Annotated in this window: 17 protein-coding genes; 5 read left to right on the plus strand and 12 right to left on the minus strand. The window is 65.3% G+C overall.

From position 1 onward, the window contains the following. Positions 1-42: 42 nt before the first annotated feature. The 3 genes from LXM94_RS00080 to chpT all read right to left on the minus strand — a co-directional run bounded on the left by LXM94_RS00080 (position 43) and on the right by chpT (position 2434). A complete protein-coding gene (locus LXM94_RS00080; RefSeq protein ID WP_235769108.1) occupies positions 43-405 on the minus strand; it encodes a response regulator in 363 nt (120 codons plus the stop codon). A gap of 125 nt (positions 406-530) precedes the next feature. After that, entirely contained in the window at positions 531-1679 is a 1149-nt protein-coding gene (locus LXM94_RS00085; protein ID WP_235769109.1) for a polysaccharide pyruvyl transferase family protein, read from the minus strand. Positions 1680-1777: 98 nt separating this feature from the next. Beyond that, the gene (gene chpT, locus LXM94_RS00090; RefSeq protein WP_235769110.1) at positions 1778-2434 is read right to left on the minus strand and encodes a histidine phosphotransferase ChpT; all 657 of its coding nucleotides are present in this window, start codon (positions 2432-2434) and stop codon (positions 1778-1780) included. A 206-nt stretch (positions 2435-2640) separates the two neighbouring features. Between chpT and LXM94_RS00095 the strand changes: the two genes are divergently transcribed. Together LXM94_RS00095 and LXM94_RS00100 are read left to right on the plus strand one after the other, a co-directional pair. Beyond that, positions 2641-3219 carry a DUF1134 domain-containing protein gene (locus LXM94_RS00095; RefSeq protein ID WP_408015565.1) on the plus strand — a complete coding sequence of 193 codons (579 nt, stop codon included), beginning with the start codon at positions 2641-2643 and terminating at the stop codon, positions 3217-3219. Positions 3220-3356: 137 nt separating this feature from the next. Next, on the plus strand, positions 3357-4499 hold the full coding sequence (locus LXM94_RS00100; protein WP_235769111.1) for a coiled-coil domain-containing protein: 1143 nt from the start codon (positions 3357-3359) through the stop codon (positions 4497-4499). A 46-nt stretch (positions 4500-4545) separates the two neighbouring features. On the opposite strand, the gene LXM94_RS00105 is transcribed toward LXM94_RS00100, so the two are convergent. Continuing rightward, a complete protein-coding gene (locus tag LXM94_RS00105) occupies positions 4546-5376 on the minus strand; it encodes a TrmH family RNA methyltransferase (protein ID WP_235769112.1) in 831 nt (276 codons plus the stop codon). Positions 5377-5387: 11 nt separating this feature from the next. Beyond that, on the minus strand, positions 5388-5771 hold the full coding sequence (locus LXM94_RS00110) for a hypothetical protein (RefSeq protein WP_235769113.1): 384 nt from the start codon (positions 5769-5771) through the stop codon (positions 5388-5390). A gap of 28 nt (positions 5772-5799) precedes the next feature. Here LXM94_RS00110 and LXM94_RS00115 point away from each other — a divergent pair, with 28 nt between their 5' ends. After that, positions 5800-6825: an RluA family pseudouridine synthase gene (locus tag LXM94_RS00115; protein ID WP_235769114.1), complete on the plus strand. Its 1026-nt coding sequence runs from the start codon at positions 5800-5802 to the stop codon at positions 6823-6825. 263 nt (positions 6826-7088) lie between these two features. Next, the gene (gene rpoH, locus LXM94_RS00120) at positions 7089-7994 is read left to right on the plus strand and encodes an RNA polymerase sigma factor RpoH (protein ID WP_235769115.1); all 906 of its coding nucleotides are present in this window, start codon (positions 7089-7091) and stop codon (positions 7992-7994) included. An 87-nt stretch (positions 7995-8081) separates the two neighbouring features. On the opposite strand, the gene LXM94_RS00125 is transcribed toward rpoH, so the two are convergent. Then, on the minus strand, positions 8082-10364 hold the full coding sequence (locus LXM94_RS00125) for a hypothetical protein (protein WP_235769116.1): 2283 nt from the start codon (positions 10362-10364) through the stop codon (positions 8082-8084). 69 nt (positions 10365-10433) lie between these two features. Next, on the minus strand, positions 10434-11738 hold the full coding sequence (locus tag LXM94_RS00130; protein WP_235769117.1) for an adenylosuccinate synthase: 1305 nt from the start codon (positions 11736-11738) through the stop codon (positions 10434-10436). A gap of 234 nt (positions 11739-11972) precedes the next feature. Between LXM94_RS00130 and LXM94_RS00135 the strand changes: the two genes are divergently transcribed. Next, a complete protein-coding gene (locus LXM94_RS00135) occupies positions 11973-12863 on the plus strand; it encodes a DMT family transporter (RefSeq protein ID WP_235769118.1) in 891 nt (296 codons plus the stop codon). Between the two features lie 76 nt (positions 12864-12939). Here the strand turns inward: LXM94_RS00135 and serA are convergent, their stop codons facing one another. The 5 genes from serA to glmM all read right to left on the minus strand — a co-directional run. Further along, positions 12940-14535 carry a phosphoglycerate dehydrogenase gene (serA, locus tag LXM94_RS00140; RefSeq protein ID WP_235769119.1) on the minus strand — a complete coding sequence of 532 codons (1596 nt, stop codon included), beginning with the start codon at positions 14533-14535 and terminating at the stop codon, positions 12940-12942. Between the two features lie 78 nt (positions 14536-14613). Next, positions 14614-15795: a phosphoserine transaminase gene (locus LXM94_RS00145; protein ID WP_235769120.1), complete on the minus strand. Its 1182-nt coding sequence runs from the start codon at positions 15793-15795 to the stop codon at positions 14614-14616. A gap of 123 nt (positions 15796-15918) precedes the next feature. Then, positions 15919-16692, minus strand: coding sequence for an outer membrane protein (locus tag LXM94_RS00150; protein ID WP_235769213.1), 774 nt, complete (start codon positions 16690-16692; stop codon positions 15919-15921). Between the two features lie 181 nt (positions 16693-16873). Further along, positions 16874-17713: an outer membrane protein gene (locus LXM94_RS00155; RefSeq protein WP_235769121.1), complete on the minus strand. Its 840-nt coding sequence runs from the start codon at positions 17711-17713 to the stop codon at positions 16874-16876. Between the two features lie 253 nt (positions 17714-17966). Next, a partial coding sequence (gene glmM, locus LXM94_RS00160; protein ID WP_235769122.1) for a phosphoglucosamine mutase occupies positions 17967-19080 on the minus strand: 1114 nt, incomplete at its 5' end.

Below are 19080 nucleotides of genomic sequence, written 5' to 3' on the forward strand. Positions count from 1 at the left end.
GGATCGCGCCCGATTGTGCCTGGATACCGGTTTGGATGCCGCTCAGGCGGCGATCGACAGATTGGCGAAGACCTGCGTCAGGATCTTGCGGTCGAAGGGCTTCAGCAAGAAGTCGTCGGCGCCGGCGCGCTTGCCCATCATCATCTTCTTGAGATCGGCCTCGACAACGCAATAGAAGATGCGGACCGACTTGCCGTTCGGCAGATTGCGGATGTTGCCGATGAGTTCGAGCGCGCCGTCCATCGTGGCGTCGACGATGATCACGTTCGGCAGTTCGGCTTCGCATCGCACCAGCGCTTCAAGCGACGAACCGGCTTCGAGCACCAGGTAGTCGAGACCGGAGAGGATTCGCTTGCCGACCTTGCGAACGACGTCGGAACCATCCGCAATCATGATGCGCCGCATGCTGTGCTCCAATTCTGCGCCGCTGGAAGAAGGCCCGGCACGTGAACATCAACTGTAACGTGGGCTGGCAAACAAAAGGTTACCGTGGTCCTAATGTATGTCACCACGCGTGGGCAGCGCGTCCGTCAGGCGGCCTCCGCGAAAGCCGGGCGCGACAGGGCGCCAAGGCTCAGGCGGCGATAGTCCCGCATCCTCTCGACGATAGCGGTCCTGTCGGCCCTCGCGGCTGCGATGAGGTCCGGCGTCAGGGCATCGATGCCGGCCGCGATATGCGGCAGGCCGGCGTCCCGCGCAAAGGCACCGGATTTCTTGCGGTCGGCGACCGGCAGGAGCGCGACATCGCCGAACGAGCTGAAGATCAGGGCATGCAGGCGGTTGGTGACGACAAGGCTGCTGGCCTTGAGCTCGGCAACCGCTTCCTGCCATGTTCCGGGCATGCGCACCGGCAGGCCGAATTCCGCTCCAAGACGACAGAACAGAACCGCGTCTTCGGGCGGACAGGTGCTCATGAGCTCGAGCGGGCCGACCCTGCCGGCGATCCGTCCGAGAAGCGCCCGCAACGGTTCCTCGTTGCGGCCGTGCCGGCCGGTGAGCACGAGAATGGTACGGTTCGGATCGCGGTCGGAGAGCGCAGCGATGCCTGCCGCAACCTCATGCAGGTTGAAGACGCAGTCGATACCGAGCGCGACCGGCACGCCGGCCCCCGCCAGAGCGTCGCGGGTCAACGCATCGCGGACGACGAGCGGCCCGCGCAGATTGCCGAAGAAGCGCCGGAGATCGGCATCCGCGTTATACCGGCGGATGTCGGAGCTGAAGGAGAAGGGATAGGCGTAGATCCTGTCGTTGTGCCGCGCCACGGCGGCAACGGCGCCGAGCATCGAGACCGCGGGATTGGTTCCGCCCCACTGCTCACCGCCGGCGATGAAGATCGCCTCGTAGTGCGCGAAGCGCGACGCATCGGCAGCGGCATACCGTGCCAGCCTGCGGATATAATGTGCCTGCAGTGCCGGCCAGGCCGGTGTGTGCGACAGCCATTTCACAGGCCCGGGAATGCGGATGGAATAGGCCGGACCCGATACCTCGAAATTCGGCGCGCCGCTGGCCCGGAAGGCCGCCACATAGGTTTCGTCGACCGGCACGAAAGGATGCGGATAGACGTGGATCGGGTGGCCGGGATAACGCGCCTCGATATCCCGCATCATCGAATGAAGGATCGCGAGATCTCCGAGATTTCCCTTGAGATTGGCAAAAAGGATGGCAACCGGCGCCGTCATGCGTACCCCCCGTCGGAACGCCGCGTGTTACCACGGCAGGCGCCGGGAGCACCAGTCGTCAATCACGTCGGCGGCTTGATCCGCGGCAGTTGCGGCGGCTATGCGTCGGCCGTGGCGACAACCTTGGCGACGAAGGCGATCTCCTCCTCGGACGGGAGGACCGACAGCGCCATGCCCGCCTCTTCCGCGAGAAGGACGGTGTAGTAGGGCTGGATGGAGTGCGCGTCGACCGCCTCCTCCGGGCTGCCCGAGAGAATTTCGTTGAACTTTGGCGGCACGCGCAGCATGCGCCCCCTGGCGACGAGGCGGAACTCGGCGTCGAGTTCCGGATTGTCGAGCGTCACGTCGATCGAGCCGCCGCGCGGGATCGCGCCATAGGCAATGAGGAAGAGATTGAGGAGCAGCTTCACCCGGTTCTTGGCGACGATGGCGCGCGGGCCGCTCCAGGTGATTTCGGTTTTCTTTTCCGCGGCGGCGAAATCGCGGGCGGCCTTTTCCGCCTCGCCGGTGTCGATCGAGGCACCGACGGAGCCGGAAGCGCCAAAGGCGAGCCGCGCGAATTTGAGCCGGACGGAGGCATTGAGCGCGCTGGTGCGGATGAGATCCATCGCCTCGGTATCGGCGCCGCCCTCGTCGAGCAGTTCCAGACCATTGTTGATCGCGCCGACCGGCGAGATGATGTCGTGGCAGACCCGGCTGCACAGAAGCGCAGCGAGATCAGGTCCTGCCAGAGTCAGATTCGGGTTCTTTGCCATGAAGGTCTCCCAGATGCCGTCGATCGCCGCGGCCGCCTGAACACGCTGCGTTGCGAACGGTCGCTTATCACGCGAAAATTGCGCGGGGCGTGTTCGACAACAGGTCAGCCATAAAGACACCACATTTGGTAAACCGATTGTTAACAGGATCGGCTCAGACTGCAGGCAGGAACAACGCCCGTGAACCGTTTCCGGATGGATGCCTGATGCTTGCCCAAATGCCAACCGCCCTCGCCCGTGTCGCCACCCTGCTTCTCGCCCTGATGCTTGCCCCCCTGCCGGCCGCTGCGCAGCAGCCGAACGGCCAGTACAGCGCACAGGAGATCGTCGATGCCGGACACAGTTTCTTCGGCAGCACCTCCGGCGGCCTCGCGAAGGTCGTCGAGCGCGCCTTCCAGTCCTATGGTCTGCCCAATGGCTATATTCTCGGCCAGGAAGGCTCCGGTGCCTTCGTCGCAGGCCTCACCTATGGCGAAGGCGAACTCTACACGAAGAATGCCGGCCAGCATCAGGTTTTCTGGCAGGGCCCGTCTCTCGGCCTCGACTGGGGTGGACAGGGCAGCCGCACGATGATGCTGGTCTACAACCTCCCCGCCGTGGAATCGCTCTATACGCGCTTTGCCGGCGTGTCCGGATCGGCCTATGTGGTCGCCGGCGTCGGCATGACGGTCCTGACGCAGCAGAACATGATTCTCGTGCCGATCCGCACCGGCGTCGGCGCCCGCCTCGGCATCAATGCCGGCTACCTCAAGCTGACGCGCAATCCGACCTGGAACCCCTTCTGAGCCGCCATTCGACGCGATTTGCCGGAACGGGACATTCGTGAACCGGAATTGGCCTTCGCCCTCCCCTGTTCAGAAGGCGCCACATTGCTATAGTGCCGCCGACGAACTGCCTCTCGCAACGGTGGACACGAGCGCTCGTGATCGAATACGCACTGCTCTTCGCCCTCGGCTTCCTTGCAGCCACGCTTGTGGGACTGCTGATCGCGCCGGCCGTGCAGCGGCGCATCGTTTCTTTCACCGAAAAGCGCATGAAGGCCACCGCGCCGCTGAGCCCGCAGGAGGTGCGGGCGCAGAAGGACATGGCGCGCGCCGCCTATGCGGCGGAAAACGCCAGGATCTCCCAATCGCTCATGCGTGAACGGGAAAAGGTGACGCATCTTCGCGTCGGCGAGGAGGTCCTTCGCAAGGAACTCGGCAAGCTCGCGGCCGAACGGCAGGAACTCGAGGCGCAGATCGCCGACATGAGCGTCGAGGCCGGCGACTACCGTTCAACGATCCGGCAGGAACAGCAGCGCCGCGAGCAGATCAAGACACTGCTGGACGCCTCGGAGAAGGAAGTCCGCAATCGCGACGATGCCATCCGCAGCCTCAACACGCGCTACGACCGGCTGCTGACGGAGATGGACGATCTGAGGATCGACCTGGCGGCCCGCCACACGGAGATCGAGAATCTCCACAGCCAGCTTCGCAGCATGCGCGACGACCGTGACCGGCTGCGTGAGGAGACGAAACGCAACCATGCGGCACTCAAGGAGACGCAGGCAAAACTCTCCCGCGAGGAAGGACGCGTGCGCCAGATCGAGACGAAGCTGATGCGCGAGATCGCCGGCAGCGCCGACAAGGACAATGTCATCGAACGTCGCATCGCCGAGGTCAACCGGCTGCGCGACAAGCTCAAAGGGATCAAGCCGGGAGTACACGCGGCCCGCGCCGAGGAGCCTCCGACCGATGTGAGCCATCTGCGGCTAGGCGGCCGAAAGAACAAGGCAACGACCCGCGAGGAGCCCGTGCCGGCACTCGATCCGGCGGCCCTGGAGGAAAAGCTCCGGTACAGCAGCGCCGCCGTCAGCGAGCAGCTCGCAGCAGCCGCATCCGCCGCGGAGGACGACGAAGCGCTGCGGGATCGCATTGCCGACATTGCCGCCGATATGGTGGTGCTGACCATGGCGCGGGCGCCGGACGACGAGGCCTGCGCCGTCCCCCTGGGCGACGATGCCGGCGGCAGCGGCAGGAAAAGCCTCGCCCGGCGCATTCGCGACAGGTTGCCGGCACAGTCCTAGCCGGCCGCCGCGCCGGCCGGTCTGCCTTTTCGAAGCCGCGTCCGCCCTATCCGAGCCGGCCGGCGGCGAGCGCCATCTGGTAAAGTGCAACACCGCTCGCGGTTGCGACGTTGAGGCTGTCGAGGCCGGGCGCCTGCGGCACCCGTGCCGTCCGGAAACGCTGCATGATCCGCTCGGGCAACCCCTCTCCCTCCGTGCCGACCACGAGTGCGACGCGCCGCGAGGCGGGTATGTCACCGATCCGCACGCTGCCCCGCGGCGACAGAGCCCAGATGTCGAAGCCGGCGGCTGCAAGCCGCTCCAGATGCTCCTCCGTCCGCCCCTCGCGGGCATGCGGCATGGCCAGCACGGCGCCGACGGAAACCCGGATCGCCTTGCGATAGAGCGGATCGCAGCACGTGGAATCGAGCAGTACCGCATCCGCCCCGAAGGCGGCGGCATTGCGAAACATCGCGCCGATGTTGTCATGGTTGGCGATGCCGCTTGCGACGAGCACGAGGCTCGTCTCCGGCAGGCCGGCGATCACCGCCTCGACGGCCGCGTCCTGCGGTTTGACTCCGATGGCCAGCACGCCGCGATGCATGTGGAAACCGGCAATTCTGTCGAACACATTCGCATCGGCGACATAGGCCGGCACGTTCGGCGGAAAGCGCTCGAGCAGCTTTTCGAGGCCTGCGATACGGTTCTCGAGGAGCAGCAGGGCCTCCGCACGGAAGCCTGTCTTGCCGCCGTGGACGGAGGCCAGCATATTCAGCACGACCGTACCTTCCGCGACGAAGCGCCCCTCACGGCCGGTCAGGTCCCGCTCGCGGATCGCGGTGAAGGCGGCGATGCGCGGATCGGCCGGATCGACGATTCGCAGGAGGGCGGCCGCCACGCCTGCGCCCCCTATTCGCCGGTTACGTCGATATCGGCGACTGCCCGTCCCGTCGCCATGTCGAAAGCCAGAAGCTTGCGGGTGCCGTCGCCGAAGAGCCCGTAGAACAGGACCTGTCCGCCCGATTGCGATACGGCCGCGACGTTGAAGCCCTGCGGAAGCGCGATCGACGACCTGAGCGGCTCCGAACTCGGCACCGCGAGGCCGGCGGCCGCCGTTTCGCTCTTGCCTTCCGTTGCCGTCACCTTGTAGACAATCGCCGCAAGCACCGCCATGAACATCAGCAGCATGATGCCGCCTGACACGAGCTGGAGACGCACCATCTTACGGCGGACATTCTCCATCACAGGATCGAGCGGCTTGTCTACTTCTTCTTCTGCGTCGACCTGGGACATGTCTGGCGCCTCCGGCAGGAAATTCGGAATGAGCGACCCCTTTAAACAAGCCGAGGCCACAAGGAAAGTCCTCACCGCCGAAGATGGCGCAGAGGGGCGGCTCGACGCCTGGCTTGCCCAGGCGCTGGCCGGCGACTTCTCGCGCAGCCGCATCAAGGCGCTGATCGAACAGGGCGCCGTTTCGGTCAATGACGCGGTCATCTCCGAGCCGAAGCGCAAGGTTCATCCAGGCGACCGCATCGTCGTCGCGCTGCCCGAGCCGGAGGATCCGGAACCGAAGGGCGAGGACATCCCGCTTGACATCCTCTACGAGGACGACGACCTGGTGGTTCTCTGCAAGCCGGCGGGCCTCGTCGTTCATCCCGGCGCCGGCAACTGGACGGGAACGCTCGTCAACGCCCTGATCCACCATTGCGGCGACAGCCTGTCGGGCATCGGCGGCGTGAAGCGGCCGGGCGTCGTGCACCGGCTGGACAAGGAGACGAGCGGCGTCATGGTCGCGGCGAAGAACGATATCGCGCACCGCCACCTTTCTGACCAGTTCGCCGACCACGGTCGTACCGGGCCGCTCGAACGGGCCTACATGGCCGTCGTCTGGGGCCGGCCGCGGCAGTTGCGCGGCGTGATCGACGCGCCGCTCGGGCGCGCCGGCGACAGGACGAAGCGCGCGGTGAAGCGCGAGGAGTCAGACGATGCGCGCGAGGCCGTGACGCATTACGAGGTCGTCGAACGCTATGGCGAGAAGCCGGACGCCACCGCGCTCGCCGCGCGCGTCGAATGCCGTCTGGAGACCGGCAGGACCCATCAGATCCGCGTGCACATGGCGCATATCGGCAATCCGCTCGTCGGCGACCCGGACTATGGCGCCGCCTTCAAGACCAAGGCGAACCTTCTGCCGCCGGAGGTCAAGGCCACGGTGAACGCCTTTCACCGGCAGGCGCTGCACGCCTTCATGCTGCAGTTCGAGCACCCGTCCACCGGCGAGGTGATGCGTTTCGAAGCGCCGGTGCCGGACGATATGCAGACCCTGCTCGCGGCGCTGCGGACTTTGTAGGCTCCAAAGCCTGCGGGGGGCCTTGAAACCCGGCGCCGGCGACCCAATCTTGGGGTTGTCATATCTCTTCCGCCGCTGCCTCCGGGTTTCACGGGTCTGTGAAATCGGCCGGGCCTTGAACCATTGTTTCGCCACACCTATCTTTACTATCGTGGGGTCTGAACGGCCCACGGGGAGCATGGTCGCGAACGGGGATCCGGTCACGGGTCAGGCTCCGTCTCAAGGCTTGCCGGAATGGAAGCCTTTTCGGAAAGGGGTGCTGAATGGCCCGCAATACATTGCCGTCGATCACGGCTGGCGAGGGCGGTCTCAACCGCTATCTCGATGAAATCCGCAAATTTCCAATGCTTGAGCCGCAGCAGGAATACATGCTCGCCAAGCGCTATCAGGAGCACGACGACCGCAACGCGGCGCACCAGCTCGTCACGAGCCACCTGCGCCTCGTGGCGAAGATCGCCATGGGCTATCGCGGCTACGGCCTGCCGATCGGCGAAGTCATTTCCGAAGGCAATGTCGGCCTGATGCAGGCCGTCAAGAAATTCGATCCCGAGCGCGGCTTCCGCCTCGCGACGTATGCGATGTGGTGGATCAAGGCATCCATCCAGGAATATATCCTGCGGTCCTGGTCACTGGTGAAGATGGGCACGACCGCCAACCAGAAGCGCCTGTTCTTCAACCTGCGCCGGATGAAGGGCAAGATCCAGGCGATCGAGGACGGCGACCTGAAGCCCGACCAGGTCACCGAGATCGCCACAAAGCTGAAGGTCTCCGAGGAAGAGGTCGTCTCGATGAACCGCCGCCTGTCCGGCGACGCCTCGCTGAACGCCCCGATCAAGGCGAGCGAAGGCGATTCCGGCCAGTGGCAGGACTGGCTCGTCGACGACCATGACAGCCAGGAAGCGGTGCTGATCGAGCAGGACGAACTCAACACGCGCCGTGCCCTGCTGCGCCGTGCGATGGGCGTGCTGAACGACCGCGAACGCCGCATCTTCGAGGCGCGCCGCCTTGCCGAGGATCCGGTGACGCTCGAGGAGCTTTCGTCGGAATTCGACATCAGCCGCGAGCGCGTGCGCCAGATCGAGGTCCGCGCCTTCGAGAAGGTGCAGGAGGCCGTACAGAAGCTGGCCCTGGAACAGGCCCAGTCGCTGCGCGTCATCGAGGACGCCTGAGCGTCGTCCGCTCACGATCGCAACAAAGAAGAAGCCCGGTTCCCCGGGCTTTTTTGTGCAACGCCTGCAACGGGCGCCGCGAGGCTGTTACTGGCTGTTGTTCGTGCTCGGGCCAAGCGCTGCCCAGGCCTTCAGCGTGTCGTCGAAGACCTTGGCGCCGGTGGCTCCCTTGTCGAGCGTGATCAGCGCGCGGCGGCCGTTGCGGTAGGTTAGCGGAATGTCGATCCATTCGCGCGTCCGCAGCAACTCCAGATTCTTGCCGATCGCCTCCGAGAAATCGTTGAGCGCGATCATGTGGAAGTCCTCGGTGATCTTGGCAGGAACGGCAATGAGCGCGTCGCCGCGGTCCTGTTCGTTCTGCTTCATCGCCACCCGCTGGACGCTGTCGATGCTGCCGCCCTCGAAATTCTGGGGCAGAGAGAAGACGAGTTCGAGCAGATGGCTCGCCGGCAGGGACCGGTCCCCGTTGCGGCGGATGGTCATCAGCGCCGTCAGATTGCGCGACGGGACGGTGACCTGCGCCCGGATAACCGGCTCCGGCTTTCCATCGCCGCCGGGCGCTTCCTCGGCCTGCGACCAGACAACGCTGCCTTCGATCGCCGTCGGTCCCGTCTGGCCGAGACGCTCCTCGTAGAGGAACATCTTCTGGGCAACGCCGATCGGCGCGTCGCCCGTTGCCTGCCCCTCCGCCGCGACCCCGGGCGTCGCGACATCCGTGTCCGCCGTCGTGCCGACGGCACCCTGTGTTCCGGTATCTGTCGCGGTGTCGCCGGGCGTTGCCAGTGCGGCGCCCGCCGTCTGCTCGGCGACGGATTTCCCCTCTACCGGAACGGCATCGCCGAGAGCGGGCGCGGCACCCTCGTCGGTTTCCGTGCCGTCCGCCAACAGGCGCTGGGTGAATTTCGTGCTGGTCGAGTCCGCCGCAGCGATCTCCGTCTGCGGTGTTTCGTCGGACGTCTCCGCAGCAGGCGTCTGCTGCGCGCTGTCGGACGTCTCTCCCGCCTCGGGCGTCGTGGTGGTGGTGCTCGAAGGTACCTCGACGGTTGCCACCAGATCGGCGACGAATCCGTCGACCGTCTCCCGGTTGAACCAGTAGCCCGCGGCGGCTCCGCCCACCAGAACCAGCAGCGCGAAGACCGCGGCGATCACCTTTCCGGACGGCCCGCGCCGCCGCGGCACGGCAGCGAAGGAACGGTCCGGCACGCTCCGCGCCGTCTCCTCTGCGGCCGGCAAGGCCGCGACCACGTCCGGCGTCGTGGATGGTTCGCCGAAGGGCGAGACGTTGTCGGCATTCCTGTCGTAGCCGATCAGGTCCTCCAGGTCGTCCCAGGCGCTTGGCTCCGGCTTCTTCGCCGCCGCGGCGGCGGTTCGTTCGTCGGTCCACGTCCATTCGGTCGGCGCGGCAGCCGCTCCATGCGACTGGTCCTTGGCCGCGTTCCTTTTATCCCAATTCAAGTCAGCCTCGGCACTCGGCATGCGCGCGACGGGTTCGTCGATCGGCGCGAGCGTGGCCGGATCGATCGCATCACCAGAGACCGGGGCGTCGCCATCGCTGCGCATTTCCGGATAGACGGCGGCATGCTCGTCGATCAGCGGCGCATGCGTATGATCGCCCACCTCGTCGATGCGAGAAAACGGCAGGACGTTCGGCAACGGCTCGGCAGCGTCGTCCGCCACGGGCCGGACGGGTTGCTCTTCCATGGAGTGGGGCACCCAGTCCGGCTGATGGCCGTCCTCGACGGACGCTGCGTGCTCATCCGGAGTATCGTCTGCCGCCGGCGGAATATCCCAGGCCGGCTGCTGCCATGCACTCTCGGCGCCGCTCGCAACCTCATCCGCCCGCTCCCCGGATACCGGCACATCGACCGGCTCCGGAAGCCGTTCATCCGGCCAGGACCCCGTGTGAGGGTCGTGATCGGCCACCGGCTCATCCGCGGTCGGCTCGGGCGCCTCTTCCTGCACGGGCTCGTCGTGCCGGTCGGCCGCGTAGGGTTCGGCGTCTTCCCGAACCTCGGCAGACGGCGCGTCTGCTTCGGTCTCGCCATGGGCGGCCGGCGTTTCCGATTCGGCAGGCAAGGCGTCCGTCTCGGCAGCGTCCACCGGCTCCGGCTCGCCATGGGATTGCGCCTCTTCGGCCGGCACGGCTTCTTCGGGCAGCGCCTCGGCGTGCTCGCCCTCCACGTCGGTGATCGCCTTTTCCAGCTTGTCGAGCTGGCGGCGGACGAGTTCTTCCGGCGGCTGCGGCTTCATGGATTCGAGTTGGCGGCGGACGGCTCCGCGCGCCTTGTCGTATACCCTGTCCCGCATCTCGGGCGTGTTGTTCGTCAGACCGTCCACGGCCCGACGAATGACTGCTACAAAATCCGCCATCAGAACTTTCTCGTAATGCCCCGCCTCTTGTTGTTATGCTACGGTCCGGAGCTGGTGTCGGGATGAAGATTAGTCTTCAAACGGGTCGGTCACAAGTATTGTGTCATCCCGTTCCGGACTGGTCGAAAGCAGTGCCACCGGCGCTCCGATCAATTCCTCCACCTGACGCACGTATTTGATCGCCTGGGCCGGAAGATCGGCCCATTTGCGGGCGCCGACCGTCGATTCCTTCCAGCCTTCCAGCGTGACGTAGATCGGCTCGACGCGGGCCTGCTGGCCCTGGCTCGCCGGCAGATGGTCGATCTCCTGGCCATCCAGCCTGTAGCCGACGCAGATCTTCAACTCGTCCAGACCGTCGAGCACGTCGAGCTTGGTGAGCGCGATGCCGGTGATGCCGTTGGTCGCCACCGACTGACGCACCAGCGCCGCGTCAAACCAGCCGCAGCGGCGCTTGCGGCCCGTGACCGTTCCGAACTCATGGCCGCGCTCGCCGAGGAACTGGCCAATCCCGTCATGAAGTTCGGTCGGAAACGGCCCCTCTCCGACGCGCGTCGTGTACGCCTTCGTGATGCCGAGCACGTAGCCGAGCGACCCGGGTCCCATGCCGGAGCCGGCCGCCGCCTGCCCCGCCACCGTGTTGGAGGAGGTGACGAAGGGATAGGTGCCGTGGTCGATGTCGAGAAGCGAGCCCTGCGCACCTTCGAAGAGGATGCGGGCGCCCCTGCGGCGTTCCTTGTCCAGCATCAGCCAGACCGTGTCGCGGAAGGGCAGGACACGGTCTGCGACGGAGGTCAGTTCGTCCATGATCTTGGCATGGCTGATCTCGCTCTCGCCGAGACCCCGGCGCAGCGCATTGTGATGCGCCAGCAGCCGGTCGACCTTGGCCGACAGCGTCTCGGGGTCGGCAAGGTCCATGACGCGGATGGCGCGGCGTCCGACCTTGTCCTCGTAGGCCGGACCGATGCCGCGGCGGGTGGTGCCGATCTTGATGCCGCTGTTGCTGGAGACGGCCGCGTCCTCGCGGATGCCGTCGAGCTCGCGATGCAGGGAGAGAATGAGCGTCGCGTTGTCGGCGATGCGCAGGTTGTCCGGCGTGATGGTCACACCCTGCCCGGCCAGCTTTTCGATCTCCGCGATCAGCGCATGCGGATCGATGACGACACCGTTGCCGATGACCGCCATCTTGCCGGGTCGAACGACGCCCGAGGGAAGCAGCGACAGCTTGTAGCTCGTCCCGTCGATGACCAGCGTATGCCCGGCATTATGACCGCCCTGGAAGCGAACGACGATGTCCGCGCGTTCTGAAAGCCAATCGACAATCTTGCCCTTGCCTTCATCGCCCCATTGCGAGCCGATCACCACGACATTCGTCATTTCATCTTTCCCGTCTTGCCGCGCCTGAAAACGCGGGCTCCACACAAACCCGCGCATCTATAATGGTTTGTTTTCGGGAAAGCGACCCTGTTATTGCCAATTCTGGCGGATAGCCAAGGCCGCACGTCTCCCCTATAGCGGGTTGGCCGACATCGGACCCGTCACCCTTTTCTCCGGCGGCCGGGATCCTGATACCTGCCCCGCTCCTCTCTCCGGATGGATCATCCCCGCGTCATGACTCAAAGTGCCCGAGCCTATCTCATCCTGTCCGTGACCGCCCTGTTCTGGGGCGGCAATTCGGTCGCGGGCAAGATGGCGGTCGGGCATGTGAGCCCGATGCTGCTCACGACATTGCGCTGGGTCTTCGCACTCGTCGTCATCCTCGCCGTCATGATGCCGCAGATCCGGCGCGACTGGGCGAAGATCCGCCGGCACTGGCCGCAGCTCTTCTTCTACGGCGCCTTCGGCTTCACACTGTTCAACGTCCTGCTCTACTCCGCCCTGCAGTATACGAGCGCGATCAACGCGGTGATCGAACAGGCTGGCATTCCGATGATCATCTTCGTGCTGAATTTCGCCCTGTTCCGCATCCCGGCCTCGCCGGCGCAGATCATCGGCTTCACCGTGACGCTCGCCGGCGTGTTGGTGACGGCGTCCCACGGCAATCTCGCCGCGCTGGCGGACCTCGAGTTCAATGTCGGCGACGCACTGATCCTCTGCGCCTGTCTGGTTTACGCCGTCTACACGGTTTCGCTGCGCTGGAAGCCCGACATGCACTGGCAGAGCTTCATTGCCGTGCCGGCCTTTGCGGCGCTGCTGAGTTCTCTCCCCCTGCTCGGCTGGGAGGTGGCGGCAGGCGACGTCATCGTGCCGGACGCCGCCGGCTGGGCGATCATCCTCTACGCCGCGGTGTTTCCGTCGCTCGCCTCGCAGGTTCTATGGGTTCGCGGCGTGGAGATGATCGGCCCGAACCGCGCCGGCCTCTTCATCAACGCCATTCCGGTCTTCGGCACCCTGCTTTCGGTGCTGCTCATCGACGAGCCGCTGCACCTCTTCCACCTTGTCGCGCTGCTGCTCGTGCTCGGCGGCATCGCCATCGCGGAATGGGGCCGGCCGAAAGCCTGACCGTTCCATTTCAGAGAAGCGGAAAGGGCCTGCCGGCGCATGCCGGACAGGCCCCTTCCGTCCTGGAGGACGATGGTCAGTCGACGTTGAAGACGAGCGGCTTCGCCTGCCGGATCGCCGGATGGGCGGTCAGCTTGCCGAGCACGTCGTCGCCGATCGGTCCGTCGACATAGAGCAGCGCGATCGCGTCGCCACCCTGCTTGTCGCGGCCGAGCTGGAAGTTCGCGATGTTCACGCCCGCCTCGCCGAGCGTCGTGCCGATGAAGCCGATCATGCCCGGGACGTCTGTATTGGCGATATAGACCATGTGGCTGCCGACGTCGGCATCGAGATTGATACCCTTGATCTGGATGAAGCGCGGCTTGCCGTCGGAGAAGACCGTGCCGGCAATCGACCGGGTCTGGTTGGCGGTCGTGACCGTCAGGCGGATGTAGCCGTCGAAGACCCCCGACTTGTCGCGCTTGACCTCGGAGAGAATGACGCCCTTCTCCTTGATCATCACCGGGGCCGAAACCATGTTGACGTCGGCCACCTGCGAGCGGATGAGGCCGGCAAGCACGGCGCTGGTCAGCGCCTTGGTGTTCATCGATGCGGTCGAGCCGTCATAGAGGATCTCGATTTCCTTGATGGCGCTTTCCGTCACCTGGCCGACGAAGGCGCCGAGCACGTCGGCGAGCCGGATGAAGGGCTTCAGGATCGGCGCCTCTTCCGCGGTGATCGACGGCATGTTGATGGCGTTCGAGACGGCACCCTTCACCAGATAGTCCGACATCTGCTCGGCGACCTGCAGGGCGACGTTCTCCTGCGCTTCCGTCGTCGAAGCGCCGAGATGCGGCGTGCAGACGACGTTCGGCAGACCGAAGAGCGGGCTCTCGGTCGCAGGCTCGACCTCGAAGACATCGAAACCGGCGCCGGCGACATGGCCGGACTTCAGGGCTTCGGCGAGTGCCGCCTCATCGACAAGGCCGCCGCGGGCGCAGTTGACGATGCGCACGCCGGGCTTCGTCTTGGCGAGCGCTTCCGCATTGAGGATGTTGCGGGTCTTGTCGGTCAGCGGCACGTGCAGCGTGATGAAGTCGGCCTGCGCCAGCAGGTCGTCGAGCTCGACCTTGGTCACGCCCATTTCCTCGGCACGCTCCCTGGACAGGAACGGATCGTAGGCGAGCACGTGCATCTTGAGGCCGATGGCACGCGAGCAGACGATCGAGCCGATGTTGCCGGCACCGATGACGCCGAGCGTCTTGCCGGTGATCTCGACACCCATGAACTTCGACTTCTCCCACTTGCCGGCCTGCGTGGAGGTATCGGCGGCCGGAAGCTGGCGGGCAACGGCGAACATCAGCGCGATGGCGTGTTCGGCGGTGGTGATCGAGTTGCCGAAGGGCGTGTTCATGACGATGATGCCGCGGCGGGAGGCGGCCGGAATGTCGACATTGTCGACACCGATGCCGGCGCGGCCGATCACCTTCAGGTTGGTCGCGGCCGCGATCAGCTTCTCCGTCGCCTTGGTGGCGGAACGGATGGCAAGGCCGTCATAGTTGCCGATCACTTCGGCCAGCTTGTCCTTGTCCTTGCCGAGCTTCGGCTGGAAGTCGACGTCGACGCCGCGATCGCGGAAGATCTGGACGGCGGTTTCCGACAGTTCGTCGGATACGAGTACGCGAGGTGCCACGGGAGGCCTCCTTCAATGGGTCAGGGAAGATGAGATCAAAGGTGGCTTCGCCCGCAGGACGAAGCCGGTCGCGAAAAATCAGGCCGCAGCCTTGGAAAGGGTCGCCTTCTGGGTTTCGAAGGCCCAGGTCAGCCACGGCATCAGCGCTTCGAGATCGGCCGTGTCGATCGTTGCGCCGGCCCAGATGCGCAGGCCCGACGGCGCATCCCGATAGGCACCGATGTCATGGGCGACACCTTCCTTCTCGAGAAGCGCCACAAGGCCCTTGGCGAAGGCCGCCTGGCCGTCGGCGTCGAGCGACAATACGTCCGCATCGGCGATCGTCAGGCAGACGGAGGTGTTGGAGCGGGTCGCCGGATCCTTCGCCAGGTTGGCGATCCAACCGTTCTTCTCGACGAAATCGAAGATGACCTCGGCATTCGCGTCAGCCCGCGCCATCAGTGCCTTGAGGCCACCGATCGACCTGGCCCAGAGAAGCGCGTCGATATAGTCCTCCACGCACAGCATCGAGGGCGTGTTGATCGTCTCGCCCTGGAAGATGCCCTCGATCAGCTTGCCGCCCTTGGTCATGCGGAAGATCTTCGGCATCGGCCAGGCCGGCGTGTAGCTTTCGAGGCGCTCGACGGCGCGCGGCGACAGGATGATGACACCGTGCGCGCCCTCGCCGCCGAGAACCTTCTGCCAGGAGAAGGTGACGACGTCGAGCTTGGCAAAGTCCATATCCTGCGCAAAGGCGGCCGAGGTCGCGTCGCAGATCGTCAGGCCCTTGCGGTCGGAGGGGATGAAGTCGGCGTTCGGCACGCGCACGCCGGAGGTCGTGCCGTTCCAGGTGAAGACCACGTCACGGTCGAAATCGATCGTGGAAAGGTCGGGCAGCAGGCCGTAGTCGGCCGTGATCCTGCGGGTGTCGGGGAGCTTCAGTTCCTTGACGACATCGGAGACCCAGCCCGAGCCGAAGCTTTCCCAGGCGACCATGTCGACGCCGCGGGGACCAAGCAGCGACCAGAGTGCCATCTCGACGGCGCCGGTGTCGGAGGCAGGCACGATGCCGATGCGGTAGTCCGCCGGCACGTCCAGGATTTCACGGGTGAGGTCGATGGCCTGCTTGAGCTTCGCCTTGCCGATCTTGGCGCGGTGCGAGCGACCGAGCGCGGCATCGGAAAGGGCATCGAGCGACCAGTCGGGGCGCTTCGAGCACGGGCCAGAAGAAAAGTGGGTATTGTTCGGACGCATGTCCGGCGGGGTGACGGTCTTCGTCATGATGGCTATCCTTCCAGATAGAAAGCCCTTCGTTGGGGAAGGGTGTCCCGCCGCCGGAAATAGGAGAGGAGCCGTTTCAAGTCAAGTGGAATTGTCGCTTACGGGAAATTATCCGGCGCGATCTCACCAGAGCGCGATGCGGATGCCGGCGCGGAATTCGTGCCGCTGGAAACCCTCGTCGCGGCCCTTTACGCCGCTAAGGCCGGCCGCCCGTTCGGCGGCGCCGTAACCGAACATGTCGCCGCCGCCGACCTCGGAAAAGCGATAGCCAACGTCCAGCTTCACGCCGTTGCCGAAGTCGTAGCTGGCGCCGGTCATCAGGGCATAGGTGAAGCGCCAGCTCGAAAGGCCCGGCGAGACTGTCGTGCCGCCATTTGCCGCAATGTTCGTGATATCGTCCCAGCGGACTTTTGTGGCGCCGAGGCCGGCCCCCACGTAGGGCGTGAAGCCGGCGAGCGTGCCGAGATCGACATAGGCATTGGCCATGAGGCCCGCGGCGCGGAAACGTCCGTCATGGTCATAGGCACAGGAGGTGCCCGCTGCCGCCCCGGTGCAGGGCGCCGTGTCGAGCGAACCGCCTTCAAGATCGCTCTTGAAGACGTCGGCGGTCACATCCGCGCGCAGCATGTCGTTGAACTGGTAGCCGATACCGGCGCTGCCGGAGAGGGATTCGGAAAACCGTGTCTCGTCGAAGTCGACCGTTGCGCCCGCGGCGGAGAGATAGTCGGGTTCGCCCTCGTGCAGCCAGGGCGCATAACCGACGTCGGCCCGCACATACCAGCCGTCGTTTGCCTCGGTGGAGATCTGCACCTCCGGCGCGTCGATCACGACGGGTTCGTCGCCGGCAAAGGCGGCGACCGGCAGACTGCCGGCGATCAGAGCGCCCGCAAACACCATAGCACTCGTACGCATAGGGCCGCCTCCTGCGACTCACGGGAACCACTCGAGAACCAGTGTGCCGGACAGGCGTTAAGCGGTGGTTAACCATAGGCGTTAACCGGACAGAAAGGACGGTGCCAACGCAAAACCGCCCGGCACGGCTGCCGGGCGGTCTTGGTAGGCGGGAGGAGACCGGAGCTTATTTGTAGACCGGCTGCTGCACCGGAATGTCGGCCGGCGGCATGTAGGTGGCTTCCTGGCAGGCGTCGAGCATATAGCGCAGGCCGAGGCGCGCTTCGTGGGTATAGAAGCCCTTGTCGCTGCCCGGGCCGCCGTTCATCGCGTAGCCGAACATGTTGCCGCCCGTCACGTGGCGGAAACGGTAGCCGGCATCCGCCTTCAGGTTGCAGGCGAGGTCGACCGATGCACCGGCCATCAGGGCGTAGGTGAAGCGCCAGTTGCGCTTGCCCTTGTGGGTGACAGTCGGGTCGCAGTTCGTCGGGTCGCCGTTCTCGCACGAGGTGTTTTCGAGGTCGTCCCACTTCACGTAGGTGCCACCGATACCGGCACCGACATAGGGCGTTACGATGCCGTAGGTGCCGATGTCGACATAGGCATTGGCCAGGAGGCTGAGGGCCGAGAGCGAGGAGCGGTCCGTCGAAACGCAGTCTGCCGCGACACCGCAGCCGCCCGAGGTCGAGCCTTCGAAGTCGGCGTTGAACATGTAGTCCAGCGTCACGTCCGTGCGCAGGTAGTTGTTGATCTGGTAACCGACACCGCCGCCGAGCGAAAAGCTGCTCTTGAGGTCGGCCGAATCGAAGCTGCGCCGGTTCGCGTTGGAGCCCTGATAGAAATGCGCACCGCGCAGATCGTTGTAACCCCAGCCGATGTCGCCGCGCAGATACCAGCCGCTGGCGGCAGCCACGACAGGCTGCTCGATCGCCGGGGCCTGGATGACCTCCGGCTGGTAGACGTCCGCTGCCTCGGCGGCCGTAGCGGCGGCGAGGACTGCAAAAACGCCGCTCAACATCTTCTTCATGGCCAGTCTCCAAAAGTGCCCGATATGGCAAGACCGGAGCGCCGGCCGCCAAGTTCCCTATGGAAAGGCATCATGAAGAAGAGAAGTTAAGGGGAGATTAACTACAAACATTAACCGCCTTTGTTATGGATTCTTTACCCATAGCGAGATAGCCCGATCGATACTTGCCGGAATGGAGATGAAATTCGCGGTGCGACAACAAAAGGGCCGACACAAGGCCGGCCCATTCAAAATCCGCGGGCGACGAAAGGCGTCAGGCTGCGTCGCGCACCGCGCCGATGACGCCGACGAGTTCGTCGACGATGCGCTCCACCTGGCTGCGGTCGTCCCCCTCCGCCATGACGCGGATGAGCGGCTCGGTGCCGGATGGGCGGATGAGCAGGCGGCCGCTGCCGTTGAGCTCGCTTTCCGCATCGGCGATCGCCTGGCGCACGACGGCGTCCTCCAGCGGCTTGCCGGCGGATATCCGCACATTCTTCAGCACCTGCGGCACCGGCTCGAAGCGGCGGCAGACCTCGCTGACCGGCTTGCCGAGACGCTTGACGCAGGCGAGAACCTGCAGCGCCGCAACGAGGCCGTCGCCCGTCGTGCCGAAATCCGACAGCACGATATGGCCCGACTGCTCTCCGCCGACATTGAAGGCATGCTGCCGCATGTGCTCCACGACATACCGGTCGCCGACCTTGGTGCGCTCCAGCCCGAGACCGCGGCCTTTCAGAAAGCGCTCGAGGCCAAGATTGGACATGACGGTGGCGACGATACCGCCGCCCGTCAGCGTGCCCTCGCTCGCCCAGTTCTCGGCGATCAGCGCCATGAGCTGGTCGCCGTCGACGATCGTGCCGTTCTCGTCGACGATCTGAACGCGGTCGGCGTCGCCATCGAGCGCAATGCCGATATCGGCGCGCACCTCATGCACCTTCTTCGCAAGCGCCGCCGGATGCGTCGAACCGCAGTCGAGATTGATGTTGACGCCATTCGGCTCGTTGCCGATGGTCACAACGTCGGCGCCCAGTTCCCAGAGCACGGCCGGCGCGACCTTGTAGGCGGCCCCGTTGGCGCAGTCGATCGCGACGCGGAGGCCGTGCAGCGTCACGTCACGCGGCAGGGTGCGCTTGGCATGCTCGATATAACGGTCATGCACGCCGTCGATGCGTTTGGCGCGGCCGATCTCGTCGGACTTCGCGAGTTGCGGGCTGATATCCTTGTCGAGAAGCTCCTCGATCTGCGTCTCGAGCTCGTCGGAAAGCTTGTAGCCGTCCGGCCCGAAGAGCTTGATGCCGTTGTCGGCAAAAGGATTGTGGGAGGCCGAAATCATCACGCCGATATCGGCGCGCAGCGACCGTGTCAGCATGGCGACGGCCGGCGTC

The sequence above is a fragment of the Rhizobium alarense genome (assembly GCF_021555155.1).
Taxonomy (GTDB): domain Bacteria; phylum Pseudomonadota; class Alphaproteobacteria; order Rhizobiales; family Rhizobiaceae; genus Rhizobium_D; species Rhizobium_D alarense.

Excerpts from the sequence above, each read along its gene's own strand:
- LXM94_RS00095 (WP_408015565.1), top strand. The coding sequence starts at position 2,641 with ATGCTTGCCCAAATGCCAACCGCCCTCGCCCGTGTCGCCACCCTGCTT.
- chpT (WP_235769110.1), bottom strand. The coding sequence starts at position 2,434 with ATGGCAAAGAACCCGAATCTGACTCTGGCAGGACCTGATCTCGCTGCG.
- LXM94_RS00115 (WP_235769114.1), top strand. The coding sequence starts at position 5,800 with ATGAGCGACCCCTTTAAACAAGCCGAGGCCACAAGGAAAGTCCTCACC.
- LXM94_RS00135 (WP_235769118.1), top strand. The coding sequence starts at position 11,973 with ATGACTCAAAGTGCCCGAGCCTATCTCATCCTGTCCGTGACCGCCCTG.
- LXM94_RS00130 (WP_235769117.1), bottom strand. The coding sequence starts at position 11,738 with ATGACGAATGTCGTGGTGATCGGCTCGCAATGGGGCGATGAAGGCAAG.
- LXM94_RS00110 (WP_235769113.1), bottom strand. The coding sequence starts at position 5,771 with ATGTCCCAGGTCGACGCAGAAGAAGAAGTAGACAAGCCGCTCGATCCT.
- LXM94_RS00145 (WP_235769120.1), bottom strand. The coding sequence starts at position 15,795 with ATGACGAAGACCGTCACCCCGCCGGACATGCGTCCGAACAATACCCAC.
- LXM94_RS00155 (WP_235769121.1), bottom strand. The coding sequence starts at position 17,713 with ATGAAGAAGATGTTGAGCGGCGTTTTTGCAGTCCTCGCCGCCGCTACG.
- LXM94_RS00125 (WP_235769116.1), bottom strand. The coding sequence starts at position 10,364 with ATGGCGGATTTTGTAGCAGTCATTCGTCGGGCCGTGGACGGTCTGACG.
- LXM94_RS00085 (WP_235769109.1), bottom strand. The coding sequence starts at position 1,679 with ATGACGGCGCCGGTTGCCATCCTTTTTGCCAATCTCAAGGGAAATCTC.
- rpoH (WP_235769115.1), top strand. The coding sequence starts at position 7,089 with ATGGCCCGCAATACATTGCCGTCGATCACGGCTGGCGAGGGCGGTCTC.
- LXM94_RS00080 (WP_235769108.1), bottom strand. The coding sequence starts at position 405 with ATGCGGCGCATCATGATTGCGGATGGTTCCGACGTCGTTCGCAAGGTC.
- LXM94_RS00150 (WP_235769213.1), bottom strand. The coding sequence starts at position 16,692 with ATGGTGTTTGCGGGCGCTCTGATCGCCGGCAGTCTGCCGGTCGCCGCC.